The organism is Photorhabdus kleinii (assembly GCF_025384885.1).
Classification (GTDB): Bacteria; Pseudomonadota; Gammaproteobacteria; order Enterobacterales; family Enterobacteriaceae; genus Photorhabdus; species Photorhabdus kayaii.
The window spans coordinates 1-24,947 of sequence record NZ_JAJAFY010000059.1; the positions used below are offsets into that span (position 1 = coordinate 1).

21 protein-coding genes, 1 tRNA gene and 1 pseudogene are annotated in these 24,947 nt (G+C 43.1%); 17 read left to right on the forward strand and 6 right to left on the reverse strand.

Annotated features, from left to right (window positions below; translation table 11 throughout):
• Positions 1–694 precede the first annotated feature (694 nt).
• From fecI to fecE, 7 genes are all read left to right on the forward strand, one after another.
• A complete protein-coding gene (fecI, locus tag LG003_RS20020) occupies positions 695–1,216 on the forward strand; it encodes a ferric citrate uptake sigma factor FecI (protein ID WP_262981454.1) in 522 nt (173 codons plus the stop codon).
• 1 nt (position 1,217) lies between these two features.
• Positions 1,218–2,183 carry a ferric citrate uptake sigma factor regulator FecR gene (gene fecR, locus LG003_RS20025; protein ID WP_262981455.1) on the forward strand — a complete coding sequence of 322 codons (966 nt, stop codon included), beginning with the start codon at positions 1,218–1,220 and terminating at the stop codon, positions 2,181–2,183.
• 85 nt (positions 2,184–2,268) lie between these two features.
• Complete coding sequence (fecA, locus tag LG003_RS20030; protein WP_262981456.1) at positions 2,269–4,629, forward strand: TonB-dependent Fe(3+) dicitrate receptor FecA; 2,361 nt, start codon at positions 2,269–2,271, stop codon at positions 4,627–4,629.
• 59 nt (positions 4,630–4,688) lie between these two features.
• The gene (locus tag LG003_RS20035; protein ID WP_112878777.1) at positions 4,689–5,597 is read left to right on the forward strand and encodes a Fe(3+) dicitrate ABC transporter substrate-binding protein FecB; all 909 of its coding nucleotides are present in this window, start codon (positions 4,689–4,691) and stop codon (positions 5,595–5,597) included.
• Complete coding sequence (gene fecC / locus LG003_RS20040) at positions 5,594–6,592, forward strand: iron-dicitrate ABC transporter permease FecC (RefSeq protein ID WP_262981457.1); 999 nt, start codon at positions 5,594–5,596, stop codon at positions 6,590–6,592. The genes LG003_RS20035 and fecC overlap by 4 nt, the downstream gene beginning before the upstream one ends.
• Entirely contained in the window at positions 6,589–7,545 is a 957-nt protein-coding gene (fecD, locus tag LG003_RS20045) for a Fe(3+) dicitrate ABC transporter permease subunit FecD (RefSeq protein WP_112878775.1), read from the forward strand. The genes fecC and fecD overlap by 4 nt, the downstream gene beginning before the upstream one ends.
• Complete coding sequence (gene fecE / locus LG003_RS20050; RefSeq protein WP_262981458.1) at positions 7,546–8,313, forward strand: Fe(3+) dicitrate ABC transporter ATP-binding protein FecE; 768 nt, start codon at positions 7,546–7,548, stop codon at positions 8,311–8,313.
• Between the two features lie 183 nt (positions 8,314–8,496).
• On the opposite strand, the gene LG003_RS20055 is transcribed toward fecE, so the two are convergent.
• Together LG003_RS20055 and LG003_RS20060 are read right to left on the reverse strand one after the other, a co-directional pair.
• On the reverse strand, positions 8,497–8,892 hold the full coding sequence (locus LG003_RS20055; RefSeq protein ID WP_262981459.1) for a DUF1240 domain-containing protein: 396 nt from the start codon (positions 8,890–8,892) through the stop codon (positions 8,497–8,499).
• Positions 8,889–9,599: a hypothetical protein gene (locus tag LG003_RS20060; RefSeq protein WP_390894154.1), complete on the reverse strand. Its 711-nt coding sequence runs from the start codon at positions 9,597–9,599 to the stop codon at positions 8,889–8,891. Before LG003_RS20060 ends, LG003_RS20055 begins: the two co-directional genes overlap by 4 nt.
• A gap of 453 nt (positions 9,600–10,052) precedes the next feature.
• Between LG003_RS20060 and LG003_RS20065 the strand changes: the two genes are divergently transcribed.
• From LG003_RS20065 to LG003_RS20075, 3 genes are read left to right on the forward strand one after another with little or no spacing between them, the layout of a single operon-like run.
• A complete protein-coding gene (locus LG003_RS20065) occupies positions 10,053–10,937 on the forward strand; it encodes a WYL domain-containing transcriptional regulator (RefSeq protein ID WP_262981460.1) in 885 nt (294 codons plus the stop codon).
• Positions 10,938–10,939: 2 nt separating this feature from the next.
• Positions 10,940–12,346: an SMEK domain-containing protein gene (locus LG003_RS20070; protein WP_262981461.1), complete on the forward strand. Its 1,407-nt coding sequence runs from the start codon at positions 10,940–10,942 to the stop codon at positions 12,344–12,346.
• Positions 12,336–13,754 carry an argonaute/piwi family protein gene (locus tag LG003_RS20075; protein WP_262981462.1) on the forward strand — a complete coding sequence of 473 codons (1,419 nt, stop codon included), beginning with the start codon at positions 12,336–12,338 and terminating at the stop codon, positions 13,752–13,754. The genes LG003_RS20070 and LG003_RS20075 overlap by 11 nt, the downstream gene beginning before the upstream one ends.
• A gap of 376 nt (positions 13,755–14,130) precedes the next feature.
• Here the strand turns inward: LG003_RS20075 and LG003_RS20080 are convergent, their stop codons facing one another.
• Entirely contained in the window at positions 14,131–14,715 is a 585-nt protein-coding gene (locus tag LG003_RS20080) for a recombinase family protein (protein WP_262981463.1), read from the reverse strand.
• A gap of 5 nt (positions 14,716–14,720) precedes the next feature.
• Between LG003_RS20080 and LG003_RS20085 the strand changes: the two are divergent.
• The 6 genes and pseudogenes from LG003_RS20085 to LG003_RS20110 form a co-directional block, all read left to right on the forward strand.
• Positions 14,721–15,614: pseudogene (locus tag LG003_RS20085) on the forward strand (Tn3 family transposase); the annotation flags it as partial.
• A gap of 855 nt (positions 15,615–16,469) precedes the next feature.
• Positions 16,470–16,901 (forward strand): hypothetical protein, encoded by a 432-nt coding sequence (locus tag LG003_RS20090; RefSeq protein ID WP_262981464.1) that lies wholly within the window; start codon positions 16,470–16,472, stop codon positions 16,899–16,901.
• A 423-nt stretch (positions 16,902–17,324) separates the two neighbouring features.
• A complete protein-coding gene (locus LG003_RS20095) occupies positions 17,325–17,642 on the forward strand; it encodes a HigA family addiction module antitoxin (protein WP_262981465.1) in 318 nt (105 codons plus the stop codon).
• Positions 17,635–18,543: a DNA-methyltransferase gene (locus LG003_RS20100; protein WP_262981466.1), complete on the forward strand. Its 909-nt coding sequence runs from the start codon at positions 17,635–17,637 to the stop codon at positions 18,541–18,543. The genes LG003_RS20095 and LG003_RS20100 overlap by 8 nt, the downstream gene beginning before the upstream one ends.
• A 2-nt stretch (positions 18,544–18,545) precedes the next feature.
• On the forward strand, positions 18,546–20,417 hold the full coding sequence (locus LG003_RS20105) for an AAA family ATPase (RefSeq protein WP_262981467.1): 1,872 nt from the start codon (positions 18,546–18,548) through the stop codon (positions 20,415–20,417).
• Complete coding sequence (locus tag LG003_RS20110; RefSeq protein WP_262981468.1) at positions 20,414–21,040, forward strand: hypothetical protein; 627 nt, start codon at positions 20,414–20,416, stop codon at positions 21,038–21,040. The genes LG003_RS20105 and LG003_RS20110 overlap by 4 nt, the downstream gene beginning before the upstream one ends.
• Positions 21,041–21,043: 3 nt before the next feature.
• On the opposite strand, the gene LG003_RS20115 is transcribed toward LG003_RS20110, so the two are convergent.
• The 3 genes from LG003_RS20115 to LG003_RS20125 all read right to left on the reverse strand — a co-directional run bounded on the left by LG003_RS20115 (position 21,044) and on the right by LG003_RS20125 (position 23,195).
• A complete protein-coding gene (locus LG003_RS20115; RefSeq protein ID WP_262981469.1) occupies positions 21,044–21,700 on the reverse strand; it encodes an IS1595 family transposase in 657 nt (218 codons plus the stop codon).
• A 27-nt stretch (positions 21,701–21,727) separates the two neighbouring features.
• Positions 21,728–22,945 (reverse strand): tyrosine-type recombinase/integrase, encoded by a 1,218-nt coding sequence (locus tag LG003_RS20120; RefSeq protein ID WP_262981470.1) that lies wholly within the window; start codon positions 22,943–22,945, stop codon positions 21,728–21,730.
• A 165-nt stretch (positions 22,946–23,110) separates the two neighbouring features.
• Positions 23,111–23,195: transfer RNA gene (locus LG003_RS20125), tRNA-Leu, on the reverse strand.
• Positions 23,196–23,603: 408 nt separating this feature from the next.
• Here LG003_RS20125 and ampH point away from each other — a divergent pair.
• Entirely contained in the window at positions 23,604–24,821 is a 1,218-nt protein-coding gene (gene ampH / locus LG003_RS20130) for a D-alanyl-D-alanine-carboxypeptidase/endopeptidase AmpH (RefSeq protein ID WP_262981471.1), read from the forward strand.
• The last annotated feature ends 126 nt before the right edge of the window (positions 24,822–24,947 follow it).

Consider the following 24,947-nt stretch of genomic DNA (forward strand, 5'->3'; position numbering starts at 1 on the left):
TGTTTTGATATAACTTCATATTCTTGTCATTGGGTTAACACTGTTATTTTACCACTTTGGTTAATCAATTTAAAACCCGTTTTCTCTAATATTTTCTCCTGCAATGCCAATATAGCATCAAATTTTTCACCCACTTTAAAAAATTCTTAATCACTTCTTTTTACCTTTGATGATTTAAGTTTTTACCTATTTACTCATAGTACGCTTGACTCTTTTCCCAGATTCTAAAACCACACTGATAGATAAAAACGGCTTTTCTTAATACCTGTTTTATCACGTTCAGGATAAGGTATATTTACTTTTACTTGAATAAGTGAAAGTTTCTGTAACCCTTTGCTTTCAGATAGCACGAAAAACGATAAACCACATGGTCTAACCTGAGTAAATCGGGATCTACGGAGTAAGTAAAAAGCGCTCTTTAGGTTAATTGGCTCGGTGCATCAATCCGCTTTCTCGTACCGATTTTCGCCTTTCTCTACCGCTTTTTTATGACTGACTTCAAGTTTTTTCCGGCCGTAGCTCAGTCTTCATTAACCGCTTTCTCCAACATTATTAACGAAACAGAGACAGCTCTCCCGACTACACCGACTTAAATCACATCAACATGAAATAAAAAACCTTCGGAATGATTGTAATGATAACTATTCTCACATTAAGATGATACCGTGATTATTTACTTTTGATGTTATAGGGTATGTCTGACCGCATTGTTGTTTCCGCTGAGCTAACACTTGAATCGCTTTACGGCGCACATCATGGCTGGCTGAAAAACTGGCTCACGCGCAAACTGCAATCGTCCTTTGATGCCGACGACGTAGCACAAGATACCTTCCTGCGTGTGATGGCCGGCGACTCGCTACAAGCTATTCGCGACCAAAAATCCTTCCTCTGCACGATCGCCAAAAGGGTGATGATCGATCTGTTTCGCCGCAACGCACTGGAGAAAGCATATCTGGAGCTACTGGCGCAACGGCCCGAGGCGCTTATGCTCTCGCCGGAAATCCGTCAGTGTCAACTTGAAACACTCCAGCAAATCGACCAGATGATCGATGGTCTGAGCAACAAAATGCGCCAAGCGTTTTTATTGTCTCAGCTTGAAAATCTGACCTACAGCGATATCGCTTCACGCCTCAATGTGTCCGTCAGTTCCGTGAAAAAATATATGGCTAAAGCCACCGAGCACTGCCTGCTGTTTCGTCTGGAAAATGGGCTCTGATATGGACACTATGTTAACCCATTCTCGCCGTCAGGCATTAAAATCAGCATCGCATTGGTATGCGATACTGAATAGCGATCAGGTCAGCCCGCTGCAAACTGAAAAATGGCAGCGCTGGTACGAGCAGCATCAGGATCATCAGTGGGCATGGCAGCAAGTGGAAAATCTTCGTAACCAGATGCTTGTAGTGCCAGGTAATGCGGCAAGCCACGTACTTCAGGAAACTTATCTGTCACGACGCAGGGTGATGAAAGGCATACTATTGTTACTGGGGGTTGGCGGTAGCTGGCAACTGTGGTACTCGGAAGTGGGAGAAGGTCTGCGAGCCGATTACCATACTTCTAAAGGGGATATTCAGCATCATCGGCTGAGCGATGGCACACTGCTTACACTCAATGCCGACAGTGCCGTAGATGTCCATTTTACTCCTCAACAACGTCTGGTACATCTCTGGTATGGCGAAATTGCCATCACTACCGGACATGATACCGGAGCAAAGCTGTTGCGTGTACAAACCCGTCATGCACAACTGACTGCGCTAGGTACCCAATTTACGGTTCGTCAGGAAGCCAACGCCACACTACTTAGCGTGCAGCAACATGCCGTAGAGGTGATACTGACCGGTGCCGACCGCAAATGTATTGTGCATCAGGGCGAAAGCCTAAGATTCAGCGCCACCGATTTTGGTGAACTGACCGCGGCAGCCGCCGAAGACAACGCGTGGACGCAGGGTATACTAAGCTTCAGCGATAAACCATTGAGTGAAGTGATAGCAACCCTCGCCCGCTATCGAAGCGGTATATTACGCTGCGACCCGGCCGTCGCCTCGCTACGGTTAAGTGGTACTTTCCCGATGAAAAATACCGATACCATATTAACCGTCATAGAGAAAACGCTTCCCGTTAAGATTCAATACATTACCCGTTTTTGGGTGAATGTTCTGCCCGCAGAACAATCGTTAACGTAAAAAATAATCATTTTCGATTGTCCTTTTTTGTTTCCTCGTTCGACTTCATAAGTGAATACAGCAATAAAATGATTATGGAGACGTTATGATGCCTTTACGTGCACAGCCACTGCGCGCGCTTCACAAAGCAACACCGCTGGTAATGGCGATTCGTTTGAGCCTGTTACCGGTGGCCTGCCTAACCTCAGGGATAACGTATGCTGCTGTAGAGCCAGCTAGCGTACACTATGACATTAATGCAGGCGAACTGGATAAAGTGCTTAATCAGTACTCCATCCACGCCGGTATTACCCTTTCAATAGATGCCAGCTTAACCCGCGGCAAACAGAGTAGCGGTCTACACGGTAATTACTCCATCACCGATGGACTGAGCACCTTGCTGGTCGGCACTGATTTGCAGGTGAAAACATTAGGCAATAACACGTTCACACTCGAACCCGCTCCTGTTGCGCAGAAAGACGTGCTGACCGTGGTAGGCGACTGGCTAGGTAGTGCGCGTGAAGCTGACGTGTTTGAACATGCAGGCGCGCGTGATGTCATCCGCAGGGAAAATTTTGTTAAAACAGGCGCAACCACAATGCGTGAAGTGCTGAACCGCATTCCCGGCGTCAACGCGCCAGAAAACAATGGTACCGGCAGCCACGACCTGGCAATGAACTTTGGCATTCGTGGCCTGAACCCACGTCTCGCCAGCCGCTCTACGGTTCTGATGGACGGCGTTCCGGTACCCTTCGCGCCTTATGGACAGCCACAGCTATCATTAGCGCCAGTATCTCTCGGCAATATGGACGCAATAGACGTGGTACGCGGCGGCGGCGCTGTGCGCTACGGGCCACAAAGCGTAGGTGGTGTGGTGAATTTCGTGACCCGCGCTATCCCGCAGGATTTTGGTATTGAGACCAGTGTGGAAGGACAACTTAGCCCCACATCCTCACAAAATAATCCAAAAGAGACCCATAATCTGATGATTGGCGGTACGGCAGATAACGGTTTCGGCACAGCGCTTCTCTACTCCGGCACACGCGGCAGCGACTGGCGCGAGCACAGCGCCACACACATTGATGACGTGATGCTCAAAAGCCGCTATGCACCCAATGAAGCGCACACCTTCAACAGCCTACTGCAATATTACGATGGCAGTGCGGATATGCCCGGTGGCCTTTCACGCGCCGATTACGATGCCAATCGCTGGCAATCCACTCGCCCATATGACCGCTTCTGGGGCCGCCGTCAGCTCGCAAGTCTCAGCTATCAGTATCAACCCGACCAGCACCACAAATTCAATATTCAGGGCTTATACACTCATACCTTGCGCAGCGGTTATCTTGAGCAGGGCAAGCGCATTACCCTTTCCCCGCGAGAATATTGGGTGCGTAGCATCGAACCACGCTATAGCCAGCTCTTCAATTTAGGTCCTTCAGCCCATGAAGTAGGGATTGGCTACCGTTATGTGAATGAAGCCAGTCACGAAATGCGTTACTACACCGCCACCCGCAGCGGCGAATTACCCAGCACATCAAGCCCTTATGACCGTAATACTCGTTCCGGCACCGAGGCTCATGCTTGGTATATTGACGACCGCATTGATATCGGCAACTGGACCATCACGCCTGGAATACGATTCGAACATATCAAATCCTTCCAAAACAACAATGTGAAAGGCACCCGCCAAGAAGTAAGTTACGATGCGCCGCTGCCCGCACTCAATGTTCTTTATCATATTACTGATAGCTGGAATCTTTACGCCAATACGGAAGGCTCATTCGGTACCGTACAATACAGCCAAATTGGTAAGGCTGTGAAAAGCGGCAATGTAGAACCTGAAAAGGCGCGAACTTGGGAAGTCGGAACTCGCTACGATGACGGCGCATTGGCAGCGGAAATGGGGCTGTTCCTGATTAACTTCAACAATCAGTACGACTCCAACCAGACTAATGATACTGTTACGGCACGTGGGAAAACCCGACACACAGGGCTGGAAACTCAGGCACGTTACGATCTTTCGGAACTTACGCCCAAGCTGAAGAACGTTTCGGTTTACGCCAGTTACACGTATGTCAACGCAGAAATTCGTGAAGAAGGCAACACCTACGGGAATCAAGTGCCGTTCTCACCGAAACATAAAGGTGCATTTGGCATAGATTACAAACCGGGTAACTGGACCTTCAACCTCAACAGCACATCCCAATCCAGTCAGTTTGCTGATAACGCTAATACCGTGCAGGAAAGCGCCAATGGAAGCACCGGCCGCATTCCGGGCTTTATGCTGTGGGATACGCGCGTGGCGTATGACTTCGGTCCACAAATGGCCAATCTGAGTCTAGCCTTTGGGGTGAAAAACATTTTCGACCACGAGTATTACACCCGCTCCTATGATGACAATAACAAAGGCCTCTACGCCGGGCAGCCACGTACGTTCTATATGCAAGGTTCTGTAAAATTCTGACGTTACATTAATCCGTTCGCCGGGCCATTGCCCGGCTTTGCTATTTCTGGAGCTAAGTTATGCTTGCACCGATTCACGTCATGTTTATCGTTTTGCTCTTCTTCGCCAGCCTGCCCCATGCCATTGCGGTCACGGTACAGGATGAGCAGGGCAGTTTTACCCTCAATACCGTTCCCCAGCGCGTAGTTGTGCTGGAATTATCGTTTGTTGATGCGTTGGCCGCCATCAATATCAGCCCGGTAGGTATTGCCGATGATAATGATCCGCAGCGCATCCTCACGGATGTTCGCCAGCGTATTAAACCCTGGCAATCAACGGGCACTCGCGCTCAGCCAAGCCTTGAAGCCATCAGCGCGCTAAAACCTGATCTCATCATTGCAGACAGTCAACGCCACGCGGGGATCTATCGGGCACTCAAGGGCATCGCTCCCGTCCTACTGCTAAAGTCCCGCAACGAAACCTACGAAGAAAACCTGCAATCTGCCGCGATCATCGGCAAAGTGATGGGGAAAGAGAGTGAGATGCAACAACGGCTGGCAGAACACCGTGAACGCATGAAAGGCTATGCCAGTCAGTTGCCACAAAGCGTCAGTGTGGTTTTTGGCACCTCGCGCGAACAGCAATTTAACCTGCACTCCAGCGATACCTATACCGGCAGCGTCTTAACGGCATTAGGGCTGAAAGTTCCGGCGCCAGTTAATCATGCAGCAATGGCTTCTCTCAACTTAGAGCAGTTACTGGCACTCAATCCTGACTGGCTTATCGTCGCCCACTATCGCCAGGAAAGCATCGTGAAGCGCTGGCAGCAAGATACGCTGTGGCAGATGATGACAGCACAGCACAAGCATCAGATAGCAGCGGTAGATAGCAATACTTGGGCTCGTATGCGCGGGATATTTGCCGCTGAACGCATCGGCAGTGATGCGGTAAAAATCTTCCATCATCAACCAGTTAATGAAACACCATGAGACGCCATCACCATGCGGTCTGGCGCTGGGGATTGCCGCTGGTTGCCCTGTTGAGTGCGTTCTGGCTAAGCCTGTTTTGCTACTCCGCTATTCCCATTCCCGCCATTAGCGCACTTAAGGCGCTGGTGCCAGGTCATACACCGACATTGCCTGAGGCGCTGGTTATCAATCTGCGGCTACCACGCAGTCTGGTTGCTATTCTGCTCGGCGCAGCTCTGGCATTGGCCGGCGCACTACTCCAGACGCTCACCCATAATCCGCTGGCCTCCCCCTCCTTATTGGGCATTAACAGTGGCGCAGCACTGGCAATGGCGCTGGTCAGCGCTTTCAGTCCGGCAGCGCTGGCCGGATATTCCATTTCTTTGGTGGCAGCTTGTGGCGGTGGAATTAGCTGGATGATAGTGATGGCCGCAAGTGGTAGCTGGCAGCAAAAATACGATCGCAACCAGCTAATTCTGGCGGGCATTGCCTTATCGGCCTTATGTATGGCACTAACACGTATTACGCTACTGCTTGCCGAAGATCATGCTTACGGCATTTTCTATTGGCTGGCGGGAGGGATCTCCCATGTCCGCTGGCCTGAATTCTGGCAACTATTCCCTTTCGTGGTGGTCACTGTACCTGTAGTTTTGTTGCTGGCGAAATCACTTAATCTGCTCAACGCTGGCGATGTCAGTGCCCATACACTTGGCGTGAATCTAACGCGCCTACGTATCTTCATCAGTCTAGCGGTGCTGATTCTGGTGGGGGCTTGCGTCAGTGTGGCGGGGCCGATCGTGTTTATTGGCCTGCTAATGCCCCATCTGGCGCGTTTCTGGGTTGGCTATGATCTACGCCGCACACTGCCAATGTGCATGTTGCTGGGAGCAGTATTTATGCTACTTGCCGATTTACTGGCCCGTGCACTGGCCTGGCCTGGGGAACTCCCGGCAGGCGCGATACTGGCGCTGATTGGCGCACCCTGCTTTGTCTGGCTGGCAAGGAGGCGAACATGAATCGTCAGGTTATCTCACTGTTGGTCATGTTGCTGGCAATTACGCTGGTGCTAGCGCTACGCATGGGGGCGCAACCACTTCCCTGGGACGCGTTAATAAGCGGCTGGCAACCCAGTGACAAACACCACTTTATGCTAACGCAGTACCGCCTACCGCGTATTTTACTAGCCATCACTGTAGGCGCTGCACTGGCGCTTTCCGGCGTTTTGGTCCAAGGGATTGTTCGTAATCCACTGGCCTCCCCCGATGTACTGGGGGTAAATCATGCAGCAAGCCTGGCGTCGGTAAGCACGCTGCTCCTTTTCCCTTCTCTGTCGGTACAGTGGCTTCCGTTACTCGCTTTTTGCGGTGGAATGGCCGCGCTAATCCTACTGCGGGCGATTGCCGGTCCCTCTTCGCCACTGCGCCTTGCACTGGTTGGCGTGGCACTTTCAGCTACCTGGACAAGCATCACCGATTACCTCATGCTCTCACGCCCACAAGATATCAACAATGCGCTTTTGTGGCTGACGGGCAGTCTGTGGGGACGCGACTGGCAGTTTGTGGCTATAGCCCTGCCGGTATTGATGATACTGATACCGCTCAGCCTACGCTTTTGTCGCGATTTAGATTTGCTGGCACTCGGTGATGACAGCGCCAGCACACTGGGCGTCTCGCTCCTACACGTACAATCCTGGGGATTAATGCTGGCAGTAGCGCTCGCCGCAACAGGCGTCGCCGTTTGCGGGCCGATTGGCTTTATCAGCCTCGTGGTACCCCATCTCGTTCGCAGACTTGTGGGAGGACGGCATCGCTGGCTTATACCCGCATCCATGCTGATGGGGGCGCAGGTTCTGCTGCTAGCCGACTTGCTAGCAAGGACCATAGCTCCACCAATGGAATTGCCTGCTGGCGTACTGACCGCCATCATTGGCGCCCCTTATTTCTTCTGGCTTTTAGTGAGGACACGTTAAATGGAACTGGCTACGGAAAAGTTATCTGCGGGCTACGAGGAGAAACGCATTCTGAATGACCTGTCGCTCACCCTCCCGACCGGGAAAATCACGGCGTTGCTCGGCCCTAACGGCTGTGGGAAATCAACATTACTGAAATGCTTTTCGCGGCTATTAACACCATTATCTGGAAAGATAACAATAGATAGTGAACCTTTAGCGCACTTTTCCTCACGCAAGCTCGCCAGACATCTGGCGCTTTTACCGCAACACCCTCTCACACCAGAAGGGATCGCCGTCCATGAACTGGTTGCATACGGACGCAGCCCCTGGCTGACATTCTGGGGGCGTTTAACATCTCATGATCGTCGTCTTGTACAACAAGCAATGGAAAAAACGCAGATTAGCCATCTTGCCGATAAACGCGTTGCCGACCTTTCAGGCGGGCAGCGCCAGCGTGCTTTTCTGGCGATGGTTTTGGCCCAAGATACGCCGTTGGTGCTACTCGACGAACCTACTACGTATCTTGACATCAACCATCAGGTGGAATTGATGAAGCTGCTACGTGAGCTGAACAACGAAGGAAAAACGGTCGTGACCGTACTTCATGACCTCAATCAGGCTAGCCGGTACTGTGACCACCTGGTACTACTTTCTCAGGGGCAGGTTGTCGCCCAAGGCTCACCCGAAGAGGTTATGACACCGAAATTATTACAGCGGGTATTCAGCATTGAAGCAGAAATTCACCCCGAACCAGTTTCAGGTAAACCAATGTGTGTGGTGTGTTAAGCGGGAATCTAATGTAACGTGTTGGTTCTCTTCTCCAGTACGGCTTAATATGTTCTGCTTTTTATTAGAGGTTGTGTCGGGATTCATTGCTTATACCGCCCAACCCAAAAAAGCCGAGCTTGAATTTATGTGATTCTAATAATTGCTGTTCTTAAGCAAAGCTGAGGTTATTTACAAAAATTTTTACTCACACAATTTAATGTCTTTGACATAAGTTGTAGGCGACATCCATGAGATCTTTTCACACACTAAATAGCCATCACTTTTTAACTTATAACCAACATAGAAAGAGATAGGAAAGCTAACGATAAATGATGCAATCATCAGCATAGTTAAATATCTGATAATCAGCTTATTAAATTTCGGCAATCGATCAAAAACAAAGAAAAAAATGGAACCTGATATAGCATAAAATATTAAAGGAAATGAAATAAAATACATAACAATAGTGCCAGAGAATATTATTTTTTCTTTCATTAAAATCAATGAAAAAACACAGTCACTCACTAAGTACATTATAGAAGTAACTATTAGCAATAGTATTATCCCGTACGTGATTTTTACATACTTATTATTCACTTTATTTTACCTAAGCTGTTAAACACATGCTGTAAATTTCCTTCTGGTAACCTTAGTTTTCTTTCCATATTTTCTTTTATTAACTCTATTAACTTTTTACTTATTCCATATCTTGTATCGAGAATTTCCAGACCAATAGCAACCCCCAATCCAACAAGAAGAACAACTCCAGCAGCGGCAATAATACTACCACCTAAAATAGCTGTAGCAGTCAAAAATGAACCCGCAGCCCAAGAAGTTGCCGCAATTATTGCCGTTTTAGCCATATCAACAGTTATATTGCCAATGAAATTCGCTAAGGTATATTCATCTTTAAAAACAGCCTCAATCGTTCGATACATAACAGAAAAGATAATGCAGAATTTAACCCCTTTAACAATACTTGAATTAAGACCTTGCTGTCCTATACCCATCGATAGCATTTTAGGATTCTTAGCACCGTATCGCGTTCCCGTAATAATACGTCTAAGACCCGCATGACCTGATATTTTTATATAACACTTGCCATTTTTATCAAAATATTCCGTTGCTGTGATCCCTATACTTTCAAACTCTCTGACAATCGCGGAAAACCCAAAAAAATCATGTATATTTCCGGCAAAAGGTGAAATGGGATCGGTAACATAAAAAACCTTTTCATGGTAATTATTTAATTTTATTTTTGGTCTTGTTGGTGAAAAATGGTTGATATCACTTAAAATACTCACAGCTTCCTCTGGAGTGAGAAGTGCAATATATGGGGTTCGCATGGAAAACGGAAAATATCCTATGCTAAGGTTGTTTTTTATACAGACCACATTGGTGAAGAAGTGGCCGTAGACGCCTCAGTCAACTGACAGGTTAGCGATTGGCTGTATTGATATGTTACGGTATTCTTGCACAGAGTAAGTCCCCGAAATCGCCCCGCTAAATCCCAACTAAATATGTATATTAAATCAATGATATAATTCTACCGGGGAGTTATGCGTACAGAGCAAAAGCTTCTCTTTAGAGTTCAAGGCTAAGAAGATGAAGATTTTCCAATTAGTCTTCCTGAGTTGCTGTCAATCAAGCCAACAATTCGCCAAATTTAACCATAAAAAAAGATACTATCATTTTGATAGCATCTTTTTTGTTCTTCTGTTAGGGTGTAGAAAAGATTGATACAAGAAGTGTAAACCGTGATTGAAGAATTGAATTATGCTCAACGTGAACGTTTGGCATACATTGATTTCTGTTTGGAATACTTTGGACAGGTCTCGCGAGCGGAATTAATAGAAAAGTTTCAAACTGGTTTGGCGTCTTGTTCGCGAGACTTAGCTATGTACCGCGAACTCGCGCCTGCAAATGCAGTGTTAACACATGAGACAAAAAAGTATACGCGCAGCAGTCAGTTTAAGCCGATTTTTGAATATGACCCCGAAGCAATATTAACTGCTTTGGCAAAAGGGTTCGGTGATGGGATTTCATCTAGAAAGCAACCATCCTCAGTATGTTTTGACGCGATAAGGCTGGTTCACCCTGAGCCCTCTATAATTTCAGCCATAATGAGGGCAATTCATTCCCAGAAGCCAATAAAATGTCAATATGAATCCATTAGTTCTGGTTCAAGTACGCGCACTCTACTGCCTCATGCGATCGTAAATAACGGTCATCACTGGCACGTAAGAGCTTTTGATCGAAAATCGAAGAGCTTTAGAGACTTTGTTTGTTCAAGATTTACTTCTATCAAACAGCTAGATTCCAGCGTGTTGGAACATGAAACTCAATCGCAAGATCACGACTGGAACAAGATTATCGAACTTCACATTATCCCGAATCCATCCCTCAGGTTTTCAAGAGCAATTGAGCTTGACTACAAGATGGATAAAGGGATGTTAGCTCTCGAAATCCACTCTGCTCTTGCAGGTTACTTGCTTCGTCAATGGAACGTGGACTGCAGTGAAGATGGAGAACTAGAAGGGTATGAATACCAACTCAAATTGAAGAATGTGAATATACTTCAGGGATGCTCGAGTGCCTCGGTTGCACCAGGCTTTAAGATGATAAGTAAAGGGAATCTATAGCTTTGGAAACTATCAATGTCGAAAATGAACTGAGAGATGTGGTTAGCAGAATCATTTGCCAGGTCAATCTTGCGGCAAAGCAAGGTAGGCTGGATGTAAATCTTTCGCTTGAAGATGCTTTAATACCTGTATTAAAGGAGGTATTTAGTCTCCCTAGGCTGGTAAACCTTAATGCGAAGCAAAAAAACTTTCCCGGAATAGATTTGGGTGATGAACATGACCGTGTTGCCTTTCAGGTCACTTCAACATCTGGGTTAGAAAAGGTTAAGAAGACCTTAAGCGTATTTATTGAGCATGGATTTGAAAGCAATTTCGATGAGCTGTTTATTCTCATTCTCAGTGAGAAGCAAAAATCCTATTCACAAGATACTATTGATAAAATAATACAGGGTAAGTTCGAATTTAATGTTAAGCATCAAATCATCGATTTGTCAGACATCCTGGCCAAGACAACATCTTTACGGTTACCCGCTCAAAAAAGAGTTTTACATGAGCTAAAATTAATACTTGGTGATATAGATGGCTATCTCCAATATACAGACGTTAAAGAGCCTGAACAGAAAACACTCACCACAAATCTTGCAAAAATAACATTTCCTGACGAAGTTTTTATCGCAGAAGTCATTATTAACTTTGAAGAAACCTTAAAACGAGCAAGACAGGAATTAGATTTCAAGAAACGCCGTCATAGCAAAAAAACTTTAGTTCGATTAGCAATGGTCTTGAATGGTGCCATTTCAGACGCCTGGACTTTTCATGAGGGAAAGCTATTTTCGTTTGTGAATCCAGAGTTCGACAATGCATTAAGGCAGCTGATTGATATTAATACTATCGAGCCGATCCAAACAAACGAACTCCTAGAGTCGGAGTTTGATGAATATAGAAATATTGTGAAGGAATTGCTAAAAAACTCCTTCAAAGTCGAACTTGCAGACCTAAATGTTGGGTTTAACTATTTAGAAAACTGTTTTTACTTTTTACCTGTGCATGAAGAGGACGAGGCCAGAAAAGTTGAGTGGATTGGGAAAAAGAAAGCAATAAGAACGGTGTTCGAGAAAAAAATGAACTCGAGAAACCCGGATAAAGTTCTTTGTTTTAAACATGTTAGCTTTAACTTATCGTTCGTTAATATTGGTCGTGATTGGTATTGCCTAATAGTTCCCAGCTGGCTCTATACATATAATCGTTACAAAAAATCATTGGGGCATGATAAATTTCTGTCAAAACAAAAACAGTTAGATACTTCTGGGACGGTCAGAAATATCACGCGATTTATTGCCTTCTTTCTAAGCTCCGAACTTGATAAAAAGAACTCCCCTCTTCGTGTTTCACAACTCGAAATACTGGAGTGCGAATACCCTGACTTTGAAACCGATGAAGAAATGGAAGATAACTCTGATGAAGGTTAAAGTATTGGCTGAGCCTAGCCTTGAGTTTGGGAAAGGTACTCATATATGCCCAAGAGCTGGAATTGAAAGACTCGGGGTGTACGACAAAAAAGATGAATTCAGAAAATCAGAGTTAAGGTTGGGCATTGTTGGACGAGGTGATGGTGTCGATAAACTGGATGTCTGGTTAGAAAAGTGTCGAGCCGGGATACTTCCAAAAGAATCCAATCTTGCAAATTTATTTAAAGGTTTTGGTGGTTTTACCGACTCTCATGGTTTTCATTCGAAGCTACTTTCTTCACCGGCTTATACAAGGCCCTTACAGAAATCCAGCTTGAATAAAATCAGCTCTATTAAAGCAAGAGAGGACAGAGTTAATGCCGCTGTTGATCTGTTTTATGACCAAATAAGATTTTTAACTGAAAACCGCGCTGTTGACGTGATAATCTGTGTTATTCCCAATGATTTATTTGACTCGATAACAAAAAACACAGGAAAAAGTACTGATGACGATGCCCAAATAGAAGCTTACATGGAGCACAATTTCAGGCGGATGATAAAAGCAAAAACGATGCATTTAGGTGTGCCGTTACAGCTTGTTATTGAAAATACAATTGATGATTCCAAAGTATCTCGTGGTCAACAGGATGATGCTACCAAAGCGTGGAACTTCAGCACTGCTTTGTATTATAAAGGAAATCGTACTGTTCCTTGGCGACTCGTCGAAAATACGTATAAACCTAGATCATGTTATGTGGGGATCGGTTTTTATAAAAGCAGAGATGGAGAGACTATTTCAACTAGCCTAGCACAAGTATTTGATGAATTTGGTCATGGAGTCATTCTTAGAGGCAGTCCTGTCGCTTTGGATAAAACAGACCGCCGCCCTTATATGTCAAAAAAGCAGGCTTTCGAATTGTTGAGTAATGCTCTATCTGAATATGACAATGCCTTAATGCAAATGCCTGCAAGAGTTGTAATTCACAAATCAAGTCAATTTAGGCACTGTGAAATAGAAGGGTTTAACGAAGCGCTCGATGCAAAATCGATTCGGTCTCGAGATTATGTATCAATTACCGAATCAGACATAAGATTGTTCGGCGAAACTAATTATCCACCAAAAAGAGGAACATTGCTGTCACTCTCGGAATCAGAGGGTCTACTCTACACTAGAGGGTTTGTTGATTTCTATAAAACTTATCCAGGTATGTATATCCCTAGCCCACTTAGAATTATTGCACACGAAAATGACTCCTCTTTAGAGGAAATATGTGAAGAAGTACTTGGATTGACGAAAATGAATTGGAACAATACTCAATTAGATGGACGCTTACCAATTACAATCGAATGTGCAAGAAAAGTAGGTGAAATTATGAAATATGTGGATGAAAATGAGAAACCACAAGTCAGTTATAGCTTCTACATGTAATAGAGCTTACAAAAAGCAAACTTAACTCCCAAAATGTATTGGGCGCAGCAGTTATCAGTTATGTGCCAGGGCAAGATCACGAACGTTTATTAACCACAAAATGATTAATTAGCACACTAAAATTGATTGATTAATGAACTTTGTTAGTCATTAATGGGTCTTGTATGTTCAATATTTAACCAAAATGAATGATAAATGCACACTCATGCTCTCGCCCTGAGTTATGTGCTGGTTTCTGTTGGATTGGAGTCAAATTCTTTTCCCTCACGTTTCCCAAAGAAATTTGAGGAACAGAACAAATTTAAGCTATGTAACAACTCTTGACACAGAGCGGACCATTAAAAATGGTTGCGTGCGCTTAAAGCTGCATCTACATTTAGAGGTTATTTTGTCCTGCTTTTACTCTAAGTATGGTTTGTCTGGTAGTATTAAATTCACGCGCAATAGCGCTGGTACTGATCCCGGCATTAATACGTTCTGTTACTGCACGTTTTTGTTCCTCGCTCAGGATGGGAGGGCGACCAAAACGCTTGCCTGAAGCCCTTGCTTGAGCAATACCAGAGCGTGTGCGTTCAAGGAGCAAGTCGCGCTCAAACTCAGCTACCGCCGATATAACCTGCATGGTCATTTTCCCCGCCGGGCTGGTCAGATCCACTCCGCCCAATGCCAGACAGTGAACCCGAATTTCGGATGCCGATAGTTGCTCCACCGTTTTTCTGACATCTATAGCATTTCGGCCAAGACGATCTAGTTTGGTGACAATCAGCACATCACCATTTTCCATACGGTCAAGCAGTCTGATAAAACCGGGACGCTCACTGGCAGCAACAGATCCGCTGATATGTTCTTCAATAAGTCTCTGAGATCGGACAGCAAAACCAGCTGCTTCTATTTCCCTCCGTTGGTTTTCTGTGTTCTGTTCCAGAGTGGAGACCCGGCAGTAGGCAAAAACACGTGACATAGTGAAATTTTCTGTACGGAATAGATGTACGAATTATAATGCATGTCCGAAATAAATTTCACTCACTTTCGTACATATGTGTAAATGGATGTCCGAAACCGACCAGTCGCGTACGTGATTCAACTCACGTACTTGATGGTCTGCTGTATCACGAAAGTGATCTGGAAATTACAGAGCATTACACCGATACCGCTGGTTTCACCGAGCATGTTTTCGCACTAATGCATCTGCTTGGATTCGCTTTTGCACCAAGGATCCGGGATCTTCACGACAAGTGGCTGTTTATTCATGGAAAAGCTGAATTGTATCCGGGGCTTCAGTCAATCATCTCTACAACCAGCCTGAATCTTAAAGAAATTGAAACACACTGGAATGAGGTACTGCGTCTGGCGAGTTCTATAAAGCAGGGGACAGTAACAGCATCACTGATGATTAAAAAGCTGGCCAGCTATCTAAAGCAGAATGGCTTGGCAAAGGCGCTGAAGGAGATTGGTCGCATTGAAAGGTCATTATTTATGTTGGATTGGTTTCGGGATCCTTCCCTACGTCGACGCGTACAGGCGGGGCTGAATAAAGGTGAGGCCCGCAATGCCCTTGCGCGAGCGGTCTTTATGCACCGGCTGGGTGAAATCAGGGATCGAGGGCTGGAAAACCAGAGCTACCGTGCCAGTGGGCTGACGTTACTGACTGAGGCGATATCACTGTGGAATGCGGTATATATAGAAAGAGCTATAGATTTCCTGAAGCGAAAAGGGATCCCGCTTAATGAACAACTGATTTCTCATCTGTCCCCGCTGGGATGGGAGCACATCAATCTGAGTGGAGATTACGTCTGGCGAACAAATCTTAAGCTGGGGCGGGGTAAATACCGCTCATTACGCTCAGTGGATAGTGGATAGTGGATAGTGGATAGTGGACTGTACAAAAAATAGGCTTAGCGTAGGATATTTTCCGTTTTCCAAGCGGATCCCAAGATCGTTCTGCATCGCATAGCGCATGATATCGGTGATGCATTGGCACAGCAATAACGTCATTCAAAGCCATAGCTGGCGGTCAACTCATAATCGAAGTGAATTGACCCTCATCTTGACCCCCAAATTATCTGGATGTCAATGGACGAAAAAAGACCGCTGCAGATAAAACAGACAAAACCGGAAGAAATCAAATAAGATTAAAGTCTTTATTTAACAGTTAGATATGGACATTAATGGACGATTTCGGACATAAAAAAAGCCACCCAAGGTGACTTCATACAATGGCGAAGGCCGGACTCGAACATCGCATCTATCCTTTTGCTCTTAAGAAAATAACGTAAACTGAATTAGCTGAGGTACCATCATTGATACCATCAGTCCCAGTTGGTGATAATCGAACGGACTGTATTAGTCATTTCGGATTGATAGTGTAAAATCTATCCTTATCATAATCAATTGGTGTTAAGTAAGTAATAGTAAAACATGGAATCATAAATTATGTATAGAGTAAATCAAATCATAAAAACAATAAGTAAAATGTATTCTTATGCTCCTTATAATCATATAAATAGAAAAAGTAATTTATTGAGAAAGATCCAAGTATATTCTTTCCTTACATCATTTTTCTCTCTTGTTTTACTATTCATTATGGCATTAATTTATAAATTTTTTCACCTATCAAAAGATCTATTTATATTACTAGCATTAGTTCTATATCTGTTTAATTCTATTGCGGGAATTGTATACTTATTTACTCCCATAATACCAGGGGTTAAATTTATGCTTAATTTTAAAAAGGAAATTTTTAATGACTTGATTTGTGAAATTGATAACGATGAACAGAATATAGAAAAACTAATGCCTTACTCTTTAACTGAGTTAAATTACTCTATTGATTGGTTGAATATAAAAATACAACGAGTCAAATCAAGAATTAACGACTTCTTTGGTGAGAAAACTGCTATCTTATCAATACTTGGATTATCATATTCAGCCATCCAAGCTATTGGTGGTTTTAACAAACTGAGTGATACCATCTCTAAAGGAATTTTCAACTCTGGCACAGCCAATACATTAATTGTATTTGGATTAGCTTTTCTTTTAGGGCTATCATTCGGAGCATTGGCACTCAAAAATATTGCAAATCACTTGCAATATCTGAAAGAAATTATTGAGATAACTAAGAAGTTGAAAGAAAAGGATAATACCTAAGTTTAGTTATTAAATTAAATGACAACCGAACTAATTCAAGAGTTTTATATTTCGAAAAATAGCACATAGAGCGGGATTAGCTCCGCTCTTAACCGAAGATAAAAACCTTACTTGTTGGTTCGGACATCGCATCGTCCTCCATTTTTATGGATAAAACTTACAGCAATGAGGGCATAATTGATGATATCTGTGCTGTTAAGTGATTAGTGAATAAGCGAAACCGTAAATTAGCCCTAAATGTAGGTTTGTGAAAGCACTTCAAGTGTTAATACAAGATTCTTAATATAGTCCCCCAAAATATATTGGATAATGCAAGCATCATCCTCTTAGAGATTATTGAATAAAATTGACATAGCCAAAAGTTACGCTTGACGTAACAGTGATATTATAATATATTAGTGAAAATTTTTATAGGGTCCTGAAATGAAAGCAGAGCATCCTGGAAAATCACTTTTATGTAAACTTGAAGAATGTGGTTTAAGTGCTTCAGAATTAGCAAGGAAGATAGATGTTCCCAAAAATAGAATCACTACGATTATAAAGGGAAAGAGGTCAATTACAGGTGACACAGCATTGAGATTAGCTCATTTCTTCCAAACACCTCCTGAATATTGGCTAGAATTGCAATTATATTTTGATTTAAATGAAGCAAAAGTTAAATCAGAACGAGTAATACAGTTCTTGCCAAAATTTCATATAGCTAATTCGAACCGAATTTCAAAAGATAATATCAATGACTAAGAATATAGAGTTGGATTTCGACAATACTGATACTGAATTAACAGAAAATGTCGAAGAGCTAAAAAAACATTGGGAAGGATTTTCTTCAACCGGTGCAAAATGGGAAATATATAACGGAGATTCGGCCCAGATACTCAAAGAGCTTCCCAAAGGTAGCATTGATTGCGCGATCACATCCCCCCCCTATTTTTGGCTTCGAGACTATGGTGTTGATGGCCAAATTGGGCTAGAAGATTCTGTGCAAGAGTATGTCAATGCTATTGCAGATGTTATGGACAATGTGAAAGAAGTCCTTAACTCAGAAGGGACTTTATTCATGAATATTGGCGATACATATTATTCAGGAAAAGGTCAGTCGCAGGGCAAAGATAGAAAAAGCAATAAACGACGTTTTGGTCTTAGAGCCGTAGATAAAAGCGGTGGAATGGGTATAGGTTTACAAAGAAAATCTATGATTGGAATTCCTTGGCGAGTAGCAATTGAAATGGCTACCCGTGGATGGGTTATTCGCAGTTCTATCATTTGGCACAGAGAAAAGTGCCTGCCTGAATCTGTTAAAGATAGGCCAAGCAGAAGCTATGAATATGTATTCATGTTTGTTAAAAGTAGAAAGTATTACTTTAACAAACAAGAACTTATAGAACAAAAAGTCGAAGAAGATATGTGGACTATACCTGCAAGGCCTAAAAGTGGGGGTGGCCTTGATACGGCACCATATCCAGATGCTTTAGTCGAGAGGTGCCTAAAAATTGGTTGTAAACCTGATGGTATCGTATTGGACCCATTTTTGGGCAGCGGGACAACTTGCAGGGTAGCAGCACAAATGGGGTATTCATCGATTGGTATAGATCTTAATCATGAATTTTGCGAATATTCTGCATCAAACATGGAGAACATTTAATTATGTTTTTTAGTCAAAGTGCAGTGCTAAATGCAATTATGGACCTTAAAAAGGTCCATCCTTTTTTCGGCATTACTTTTCTTGTCTGTAAAAAGCAGAAGCTCCCTGTAGGAACAAGTGTACAGTTCGCTTTAGATGCGAGGAATAAAGATTTTCTTGAGCAAGTTCATAAAATAGATCCTGATTCAGAATATTTTTATCAACCGTTCACATATCAAACATCACATGAGTGGCTTAATAATAATTATGCTTCATCTGGGTTACAGGCTATAAACACACAAACATTTTCTGCTGCCTTTATTCACCCCAAGCGTACTCAGCTATGGGGATGGGCTGATCACTACTTATCTATATTAAAAGATCATCCATCTATAAAGAAAAATAAAATCCCATTGATGTCATTATATATTTGGGTATATAAATTTGACGATTTCCCTCAAAATACATCCTGCGAAACTATAATTTCCTCATTTATTCAGGAGTACAATCTTTCAAACGAAGAACTGGATACATTATTTTCAATTCAAGACTATAATTCAGACAACTTATTTGATAACGAATGTCTATCATGGGAAAAAATTAAGGGTAAGTTATCACTACCACCCGATTCTAAACCAGAAAATGGTGGAACTTTATCTCTTCTGTCCATTGAGAATATTGGACCAGCTAAGAAACTTGTCATCGAACCAAAGATACGACTTAATATTATCACTGGTGATAATGGGCTTGGAAAATCCTTTATCTTAGAATCAGCTTGGTGGGCATTGACCAATACTTGGACTGATCGTGTAGCATATCCTGATCCAAGATTAAGAGGTAAAAAAATAAACTTAACTTATTCAATTAAAGGCAATGGTGAATTCAAGTCAGACAATTGTGTAAACTTTGACTGGGACAATTTTAGTTGGCCGACACAAACGGACAGACCCACCATTCCAGGTCTCATTGTTTATGCTAAAGTAGATGGTTCTTTCGCAGTATGGGACCCAGCCAGGAAATACTCATCCCAATCAACTTTTAATGAAAAAGAAAAATTTGTCTTCAAAAACAAAGAAGTCTGGGATGGACAAGATGGAATTGGAGTCCTCGAAGGATTAATCAGAGATTGGATAACATGGAGAAATGATAATAAGAGTCAGCATTTTAAACATTTTGAAAAGGTTTTAGAAAAGCTATCCCCTCCAGACTTAGGTATTTTAAAACCGGGTGAACCCGTTAGAATTCCTGACGATCCAAGAGTTATTCCAACCTTAATTCATCCCTACGGAGAGATCCCTATAACCAGTGCTTCAGCGGGTGTCAGAAGAATCGTTGCTTTAGCATATATGATCGTTTGGGCGTGGAATGAGCATCTTGTTATCTCGGAGATGATGAATATTCCTCCTCAAAATAACATGGTAGTGCTTGTTGATGAATTAGAAGCTCATTTGCATCCAAAATGGCAAAGAGCATTCTTACCATCTTTAATTGCACTTGATAAGGTATTTTCAAGTAAGTTGAAAATTCAGTTTATCATTGCGACTCACTCACCCTTGGTAATGGCTTCTTCTGAAGAAGTGTTCGAAACTGAAACAGACAGTTTATTTCACTTACAACTTGATGATAAAGGAAAAATAACACTAGACGAATTAGATTTTGTCAAATATGGTGATGTTTCCTCTTGGCTGATGTCCCCAATTTTTGAATTACGACAAGCAAGATCACAAGAAGGTGAAGCAGCTATTGAGGATGCAAAAAAAATACAGGCAATCGATAAGCCTGATATAAAAATAATAGAAGATATAACCTTGAGGTTGCGTAAATATCTTTCTGCCACTGACAAGTTTTGGCCTCGTTGGATTATATTTGCCGAAAGGAATGGGGTTAAATTATGATACCTTTAAAATTAATGCCAGAACCTCAAAGTTTTGATCTGGATGTTCGCCAAAAAGGTGCGTTATTTCTTAAAAAGGTGCCTAATCCGAATTACAAAGATTTCGCAGGTAAAGATTATTGGCGTAAGACAGCAAAAGAACTTTATAATTCGTATCGTTCTATCTGTGCTTATAGTTGTGTATATTTACCAACATCTCCAGGAGTTGTGGATCATTTTTTGCCAAAGACAAAATATCCTAACCTCGCGTATGAATGGAATAATTACAGATTATGTCTAGATAGGCTTAATCAATACAAAGGTAACACAGAAAACATTTGCGATCCTTTTACAATTGAAGTCGGTTGGTTTGTTCTGGATCTTCCTAGCTGCTTAATAAAACCAGGTGAGAATCTCTCCCAAGATATTCATGATAAAATTTTATACACTATTGATGTTTTGAAATTAAACAAGGACGATGGTTTAGTCCAAAATCGCTGTGATATTATCATGTACCTCATTGAAGGAGATATTTCCATGAATTTCGTTGAGGAGAAATATCCATTCATAGCACAAGAGATTAAGAGACAGGGTTTAGTTAATACTTTACCTGCAATATTTAAAACAAGGGGCTGTCCTAGATAACGATTATATTTTTCCCTTAACTCTTTGTTTTAAAATATGTAATTGGTCTTTTACACCCGGTGTGTTAAATCTCCACTCACATTCCTTGAGAAAGAGCTCAAAATGCTCCTTTGGTATGCCATTAAATTTACGCATATGACGTTTGGCCTGGTTCCAAAAATTCTCTATCCCATTGATAGGGTTTTGACCATTTTTAGCGTCTACAAACTCCGTGCTATGGTTGATTCGATAGTGTTTAAAATCGGACACTTCCAGTACATCATAGCTGGCAAAATTGTCTGTGTAGACCAGGCTGTCAGGCTTAATTTTCGCTGTGATTATCGGCATCAGGGTATCGGATTTAGCGTTAGATATTAGGCGGGTGTAAACCCTACCACCCCGCTTGAGAAGCCCGAAAACAGGGACTTTTCCGGCTGAACCCCACCCGCGTTTTCCCTTACGTTTACCCCCGAAATAGCTTTCGTCTATCTCGACTTCACCTTCAAACATGGAGTGTTCATCGGCATAATCAGCGATAAGGACTCTGAGGCGGTGAAAATAGTAAGCTAAAGTCGTTTTGTTGACACCCACTAACTCTGCCGCAGTGCGAGCTGTAGCCCCTGCCACAAAGAGCTCCTGAAGACGTTTTTGCTTGTATTGGCTAATCCGATTTTTTCTCATTTGGATATCCTAGATCAAATTACTTATCTAGGACAGCCCCTTCTTTTTACATTGATCCAAGTAATCGGCCCACCACTGAACCATTAATTTACGTTCTTTCAAATGTTCTGCTTTATGAATATAAGCAGCTCGTACACTGTTACGTTCCTGATGGCTCATCTGCCGCTCAACTGCATCTTTTGACCATAATCCTGATTCAACTAAAGCACTACAAGCCATTGCTCTAAAACCATGTCCACAGACTTCTGTTTTAGTGTCATAACCCATCGTCCTTAAAGCAGCATTTATTGTGTTCTCACTCATTGGCTTATTTGGATTATGATCGCCCGGAAAGATTAACTCATTATCTCCAGATAATTTTTTTATCTGTTTTAGTAATTCAAGAGCTTGGTAGGATAAAGGTACAAGATGTACCGTTCGCATCTTCAAACCTCTATGAGAATGTTTAACACCATCAATAAGCTCTCTTTCTGCTGGAATTGTCCAAAGTGCTTTATCCAGATCAACTTCTCTCCAGCGTGCAAAACGGAGTTCACTGGAACGAATAAATATATATAGAGTCAGTCGGACAGCTAAAATAGTTAAGTGGCGTCCTTTATAGTGTTCAAGACGAGTAAGAAAATCGGGTAATTTTTCAAGAGGAAGAGCAGGACGATGAGTTGATTTGCGTGTCGCCAACGCACCTTTGAGATCTTGAGCAGGATTGCGAGCGATCAAGCCATTTTGTACCGCATAGCGCATAATAGCAGTAATCCTTTGTTGTTGTCTGGAAGCGAGTTCCAATTGACCACTGCTTTCTATCTCTTTGAGAGGTGCCAACAGATCTTTGACCTCTAAAGTTGCAATACTTTTATTCCCAATCGCAGGGAAAACATTACGTCGGAGATCACCCAGTACTCGTTCTGAATGCGTTGTTGACCAACACTTATTGCTACTGTGCCAATCCCTAGCCACTTTTTCAAAAGTTAAGGTTTCGACAATTGCTTCTTGTTTTTCTACTTCTCTTTTTTTACTGGGATTGATGCCATTACGGATCATTATCTTGATACTATCGCGTTGCTCTCCAGCTTTCCCCAGTGTTACTTGAGGATATGCACCTAAAGCAATCCGGCTTTCTTTACCCGCAAACCGATATTTCAGATACCAGCGTTTTGAGCCATTGGGTTTGATGAGAAGATACAAACCTTGTACATCGGTAAGTTCACGGGGCTTTGCCGCACGAGCTTCCATGTCTGTTAAAGGCATAATTTGGGGGTCAACTCATTATCGAAAAGAAATGCCCCCCAATTTGACCCCCAAATTTCATGGATGTCAACGGATACGAATGGACGATTATAGACTCAAAAACTAAGTAATCTGTTGCTTTTTCAGGTGATTATGGAAGATTATGGACGTCTCTGGAAGGTCAAATGGTGCCGAAGGCCGGACTCGAACCGGCACACCCGAAGGCGGTTGATTTTGAATCAACTGCGTCTACCGATTTCGCCACTTCGGCACTGAAGTAGTATGCGGAAAACGAGGGTCATTATACCTGTCAGCGATCTGTTAGCAACTGTTATCCTTATAACTTTGGTTTAAGTGTCGAAAAAAAGATCAAACCCATCGATTCAACACAAATGCGCGTTCAATTACTGAGCATAAAAGCTCTAAACAAATACACCCAACAATATCTTTTCTACCTGACGTCGATAGACAACCTATAATCACCTTATATAATCTCAGCATGATAATTCGCTATGAGGTAAATGGTTATGACGATTATTAGCTGGATTGGCGCCGGAATCTTTTTGGGCATTGTCATTGGCGCGTTGATGGCATTGTTTAAAAAGAATAAATAGTCACTTTCGCTATCTTTATCCTGTTTGTGAATTCACTGGAAATATGCCTGATTGGTCAATTCAAAATGAATAAACAGTTTTTTAAGCTCTTCTCTGTTTCTGCCATCGTGTTGGCTCTTACAGCCTGCTCTTCTTCAAATAAAACATTTTCGGCAAAGTTTCTGCAACCGAAGAAACAACCATTGAAATGGGAAGTGTTCGAAGGCAATGCGAGAACTAAAAAGCTAGCTTCTCAGTTGGTTGATCAGTATGCACAGGATATTTTCAACGGCAGCAATGCGCAAGGCATGGCGATGGTGGTGATTGATAATAATCAGACGGTTTACCGCAGTTTCGGTGAAACCCGTCCGGGAAATGGCATCCGTCCGAAACCCGATTCTATCATCCGTATTGCCTCGCTAACTAAGTTGATGACCAGTGAAATTATGATCAAGCTCGAAGAGGATAAAATTCTGCGCTCCACCGATCCGTTGCAGGACTATAGCTATTATGGTGTGAAAGTGCCCCAATACAGCCCTCTTCAACCTATCCGGTTGTTCCACCTGGCAAGCCATACCAGTGGCTTACCTCGTGAGCAGCCGGGAGGTAGATGGGGGCGCCCTGTTTTTGTCTGGCCTACACAAGCCAACCGCTGGACTTGGTTAAAAACAGCTCAATTAGACTCAGCACCAGGCACAACAGCATCTTATTCCAATCTGGCTTACGATTTATTGGCAGATGCGCTCTCCAAGGCTACGGGTAAGCCATATACCCGTTTGTTACACGATAAGATCACCGGCCCTTATTACATGAAAGACACTACACTGACGCCAAACCGTTCTCAGTGTGCTCGTTTGATGGAAAGTTATAAGCCGAGTCCGTGTCTTAATACTGTTGCGGCAGCAGGCAGTGGTGGAATCTATTCAACGCCAAAAGATATGCAGCACTGGATGCAGCAATTTTTATCATCAGACAGTCAGTTACGTAAACAGACCGCAAGCCGTGAACAAGGTATTTATTTTAAGCGTTCCGCTCTGGCTTCAATTAAAGGGATGGATGTTGCCGGTCAGGCAGATGGCGTTGGCCTTGGTTGGGTTTACATGAACGCCCGTCGCGATATACCGGGTATTTATCAGAAAACCGGCGGCGGCGGCGGGTTTAATACGTATATGGCAATGATCCCCGAACAAAATATTGGGGTGTTTGTGGTGATCACTCGTAAACAACACAGCCAGTTCAGTAGCGTAACAACCGGGGTTAATCAACTGGTAACGGCATTGTCGAGGAATCATCATCAGGCTTGATCCTTATTACATCTTAAAATCGAGATGCTCAGGATAGGGTTCTTAGCCAAAAACCCTATCCCTATATACCCGTCATCTTTCAAGTTGCCTCTTTGTTGGCTGCACTCGCTCACCCCGGTCACATAG

Coding starts and splice junctions, on each gene's coding strand:
- fecI (WP_262981454.1), top strand. CDS start 695: ATGTCTGACCGCATTGTTGTTTCCGCTGAGCTAACACTTGAATCGCTT.
- fecR (WP_262981455.1), top strand. CDS start 1,218: ATGGACACTATGTTAACCCATTCTCGCCGTCAGGCATTAAAATCAGCA.
- fecA (WP_262981456.1), top strand. CDS start 2,269: ATGATGCCTTTACGTGCACAGCCACTGCGCGCGCTTCACAAAGCAACA.
- LG003_RS20035 (WP_112878777.1), top strand. CDS start 4,689: ATGCTTGCACCGATTCACGTCATGTTTATCGTTTTGCTCTTCTTCGCC.
- fecC (WP_262981457.1), top strand. CDS start 5,594: ATGAGACGCCATCACCATGCGGTCTGGCGCTGGGGATTGCCGCTGGTT.
- fecD (WP_112878775.1), top strand. CDS start 6,589: ATGAATCGTCAGGTTATCTCACTGTTGGTCATGTTGCTGGCAATTACG.
- fecE (WP_262981458.1), top strand. CDS start 7,546: ATGGAACTGGCTACGGAAAAGTTATCTGCGGGCTACGAGGAGAAACGC.
- LG003_RS20075 (WP_262981462.1), top strand. CDS start 12,336: ATGAAGGTTAAAGTATTGGCTGAGCCTAGCCTTGAGTTTGGGAAAGGT.
- LG003_RS20080 (WP_262981463.1), bottom strand. CDS start 14,715: ATGTCACGTGTTTTTGCCTACTGCCGGGTCTCCACTCTGGAACAGAAC.
- LG003_RS20090 (WP_262981464.1), top strand. CDS start 16,470: ATGCTTAATTTTAAAAAGGAAATTTTTAATGACTTGATTTGTGAAATT.
- LG003_RS20095 (WP_262981465.1), top strand. CDS start 17,325: ATGAAAGCAGAGCATCCTGGAAAATCACTTTTATGTAAACTTGAAGAA.
- LG003_RS20100 (WP_262981466.1), top strand. CDS start 17,635: ATGACTAAGAATATAGAGTTGGATTTCGACAATACTGATACTGAATTA.
- LG003_RS20105 (WP_262981467.1), top strand. CDS start 18,546: ATGTTTTTTAGTCAAAGTGCAGTGCTAAATGCAATTATGGACCTTAAA.
- LG003_RS20110 (WP_262981468.1), top strand. CDS start 20,414: ATGATACCTTTAAAATTAATGCCAGAACCTCAAAGTTTTGATCTGGAT.
- LG003_RS20115 (WP_262981469.1), bottom strand. CDS start 21,700: ATGAGAAAAAATCGGATTAGCCAATACAAGCAAAAACGTCTTCAGGAG.
- LG003_RS20120 (WP_262981470.1), bottom strand. CDS start 22,945: ATGCCTTTAACAGACATGGAAGCTCGTGCGGCAAAGCCCCGTGAACTT.
- ampH (WP_262981471.1), top strand. CDS start 23,604: ATGAATAAACAGTTTTTTAAGCTCTTCTCTGTTTCTGCCATCGTGTTG.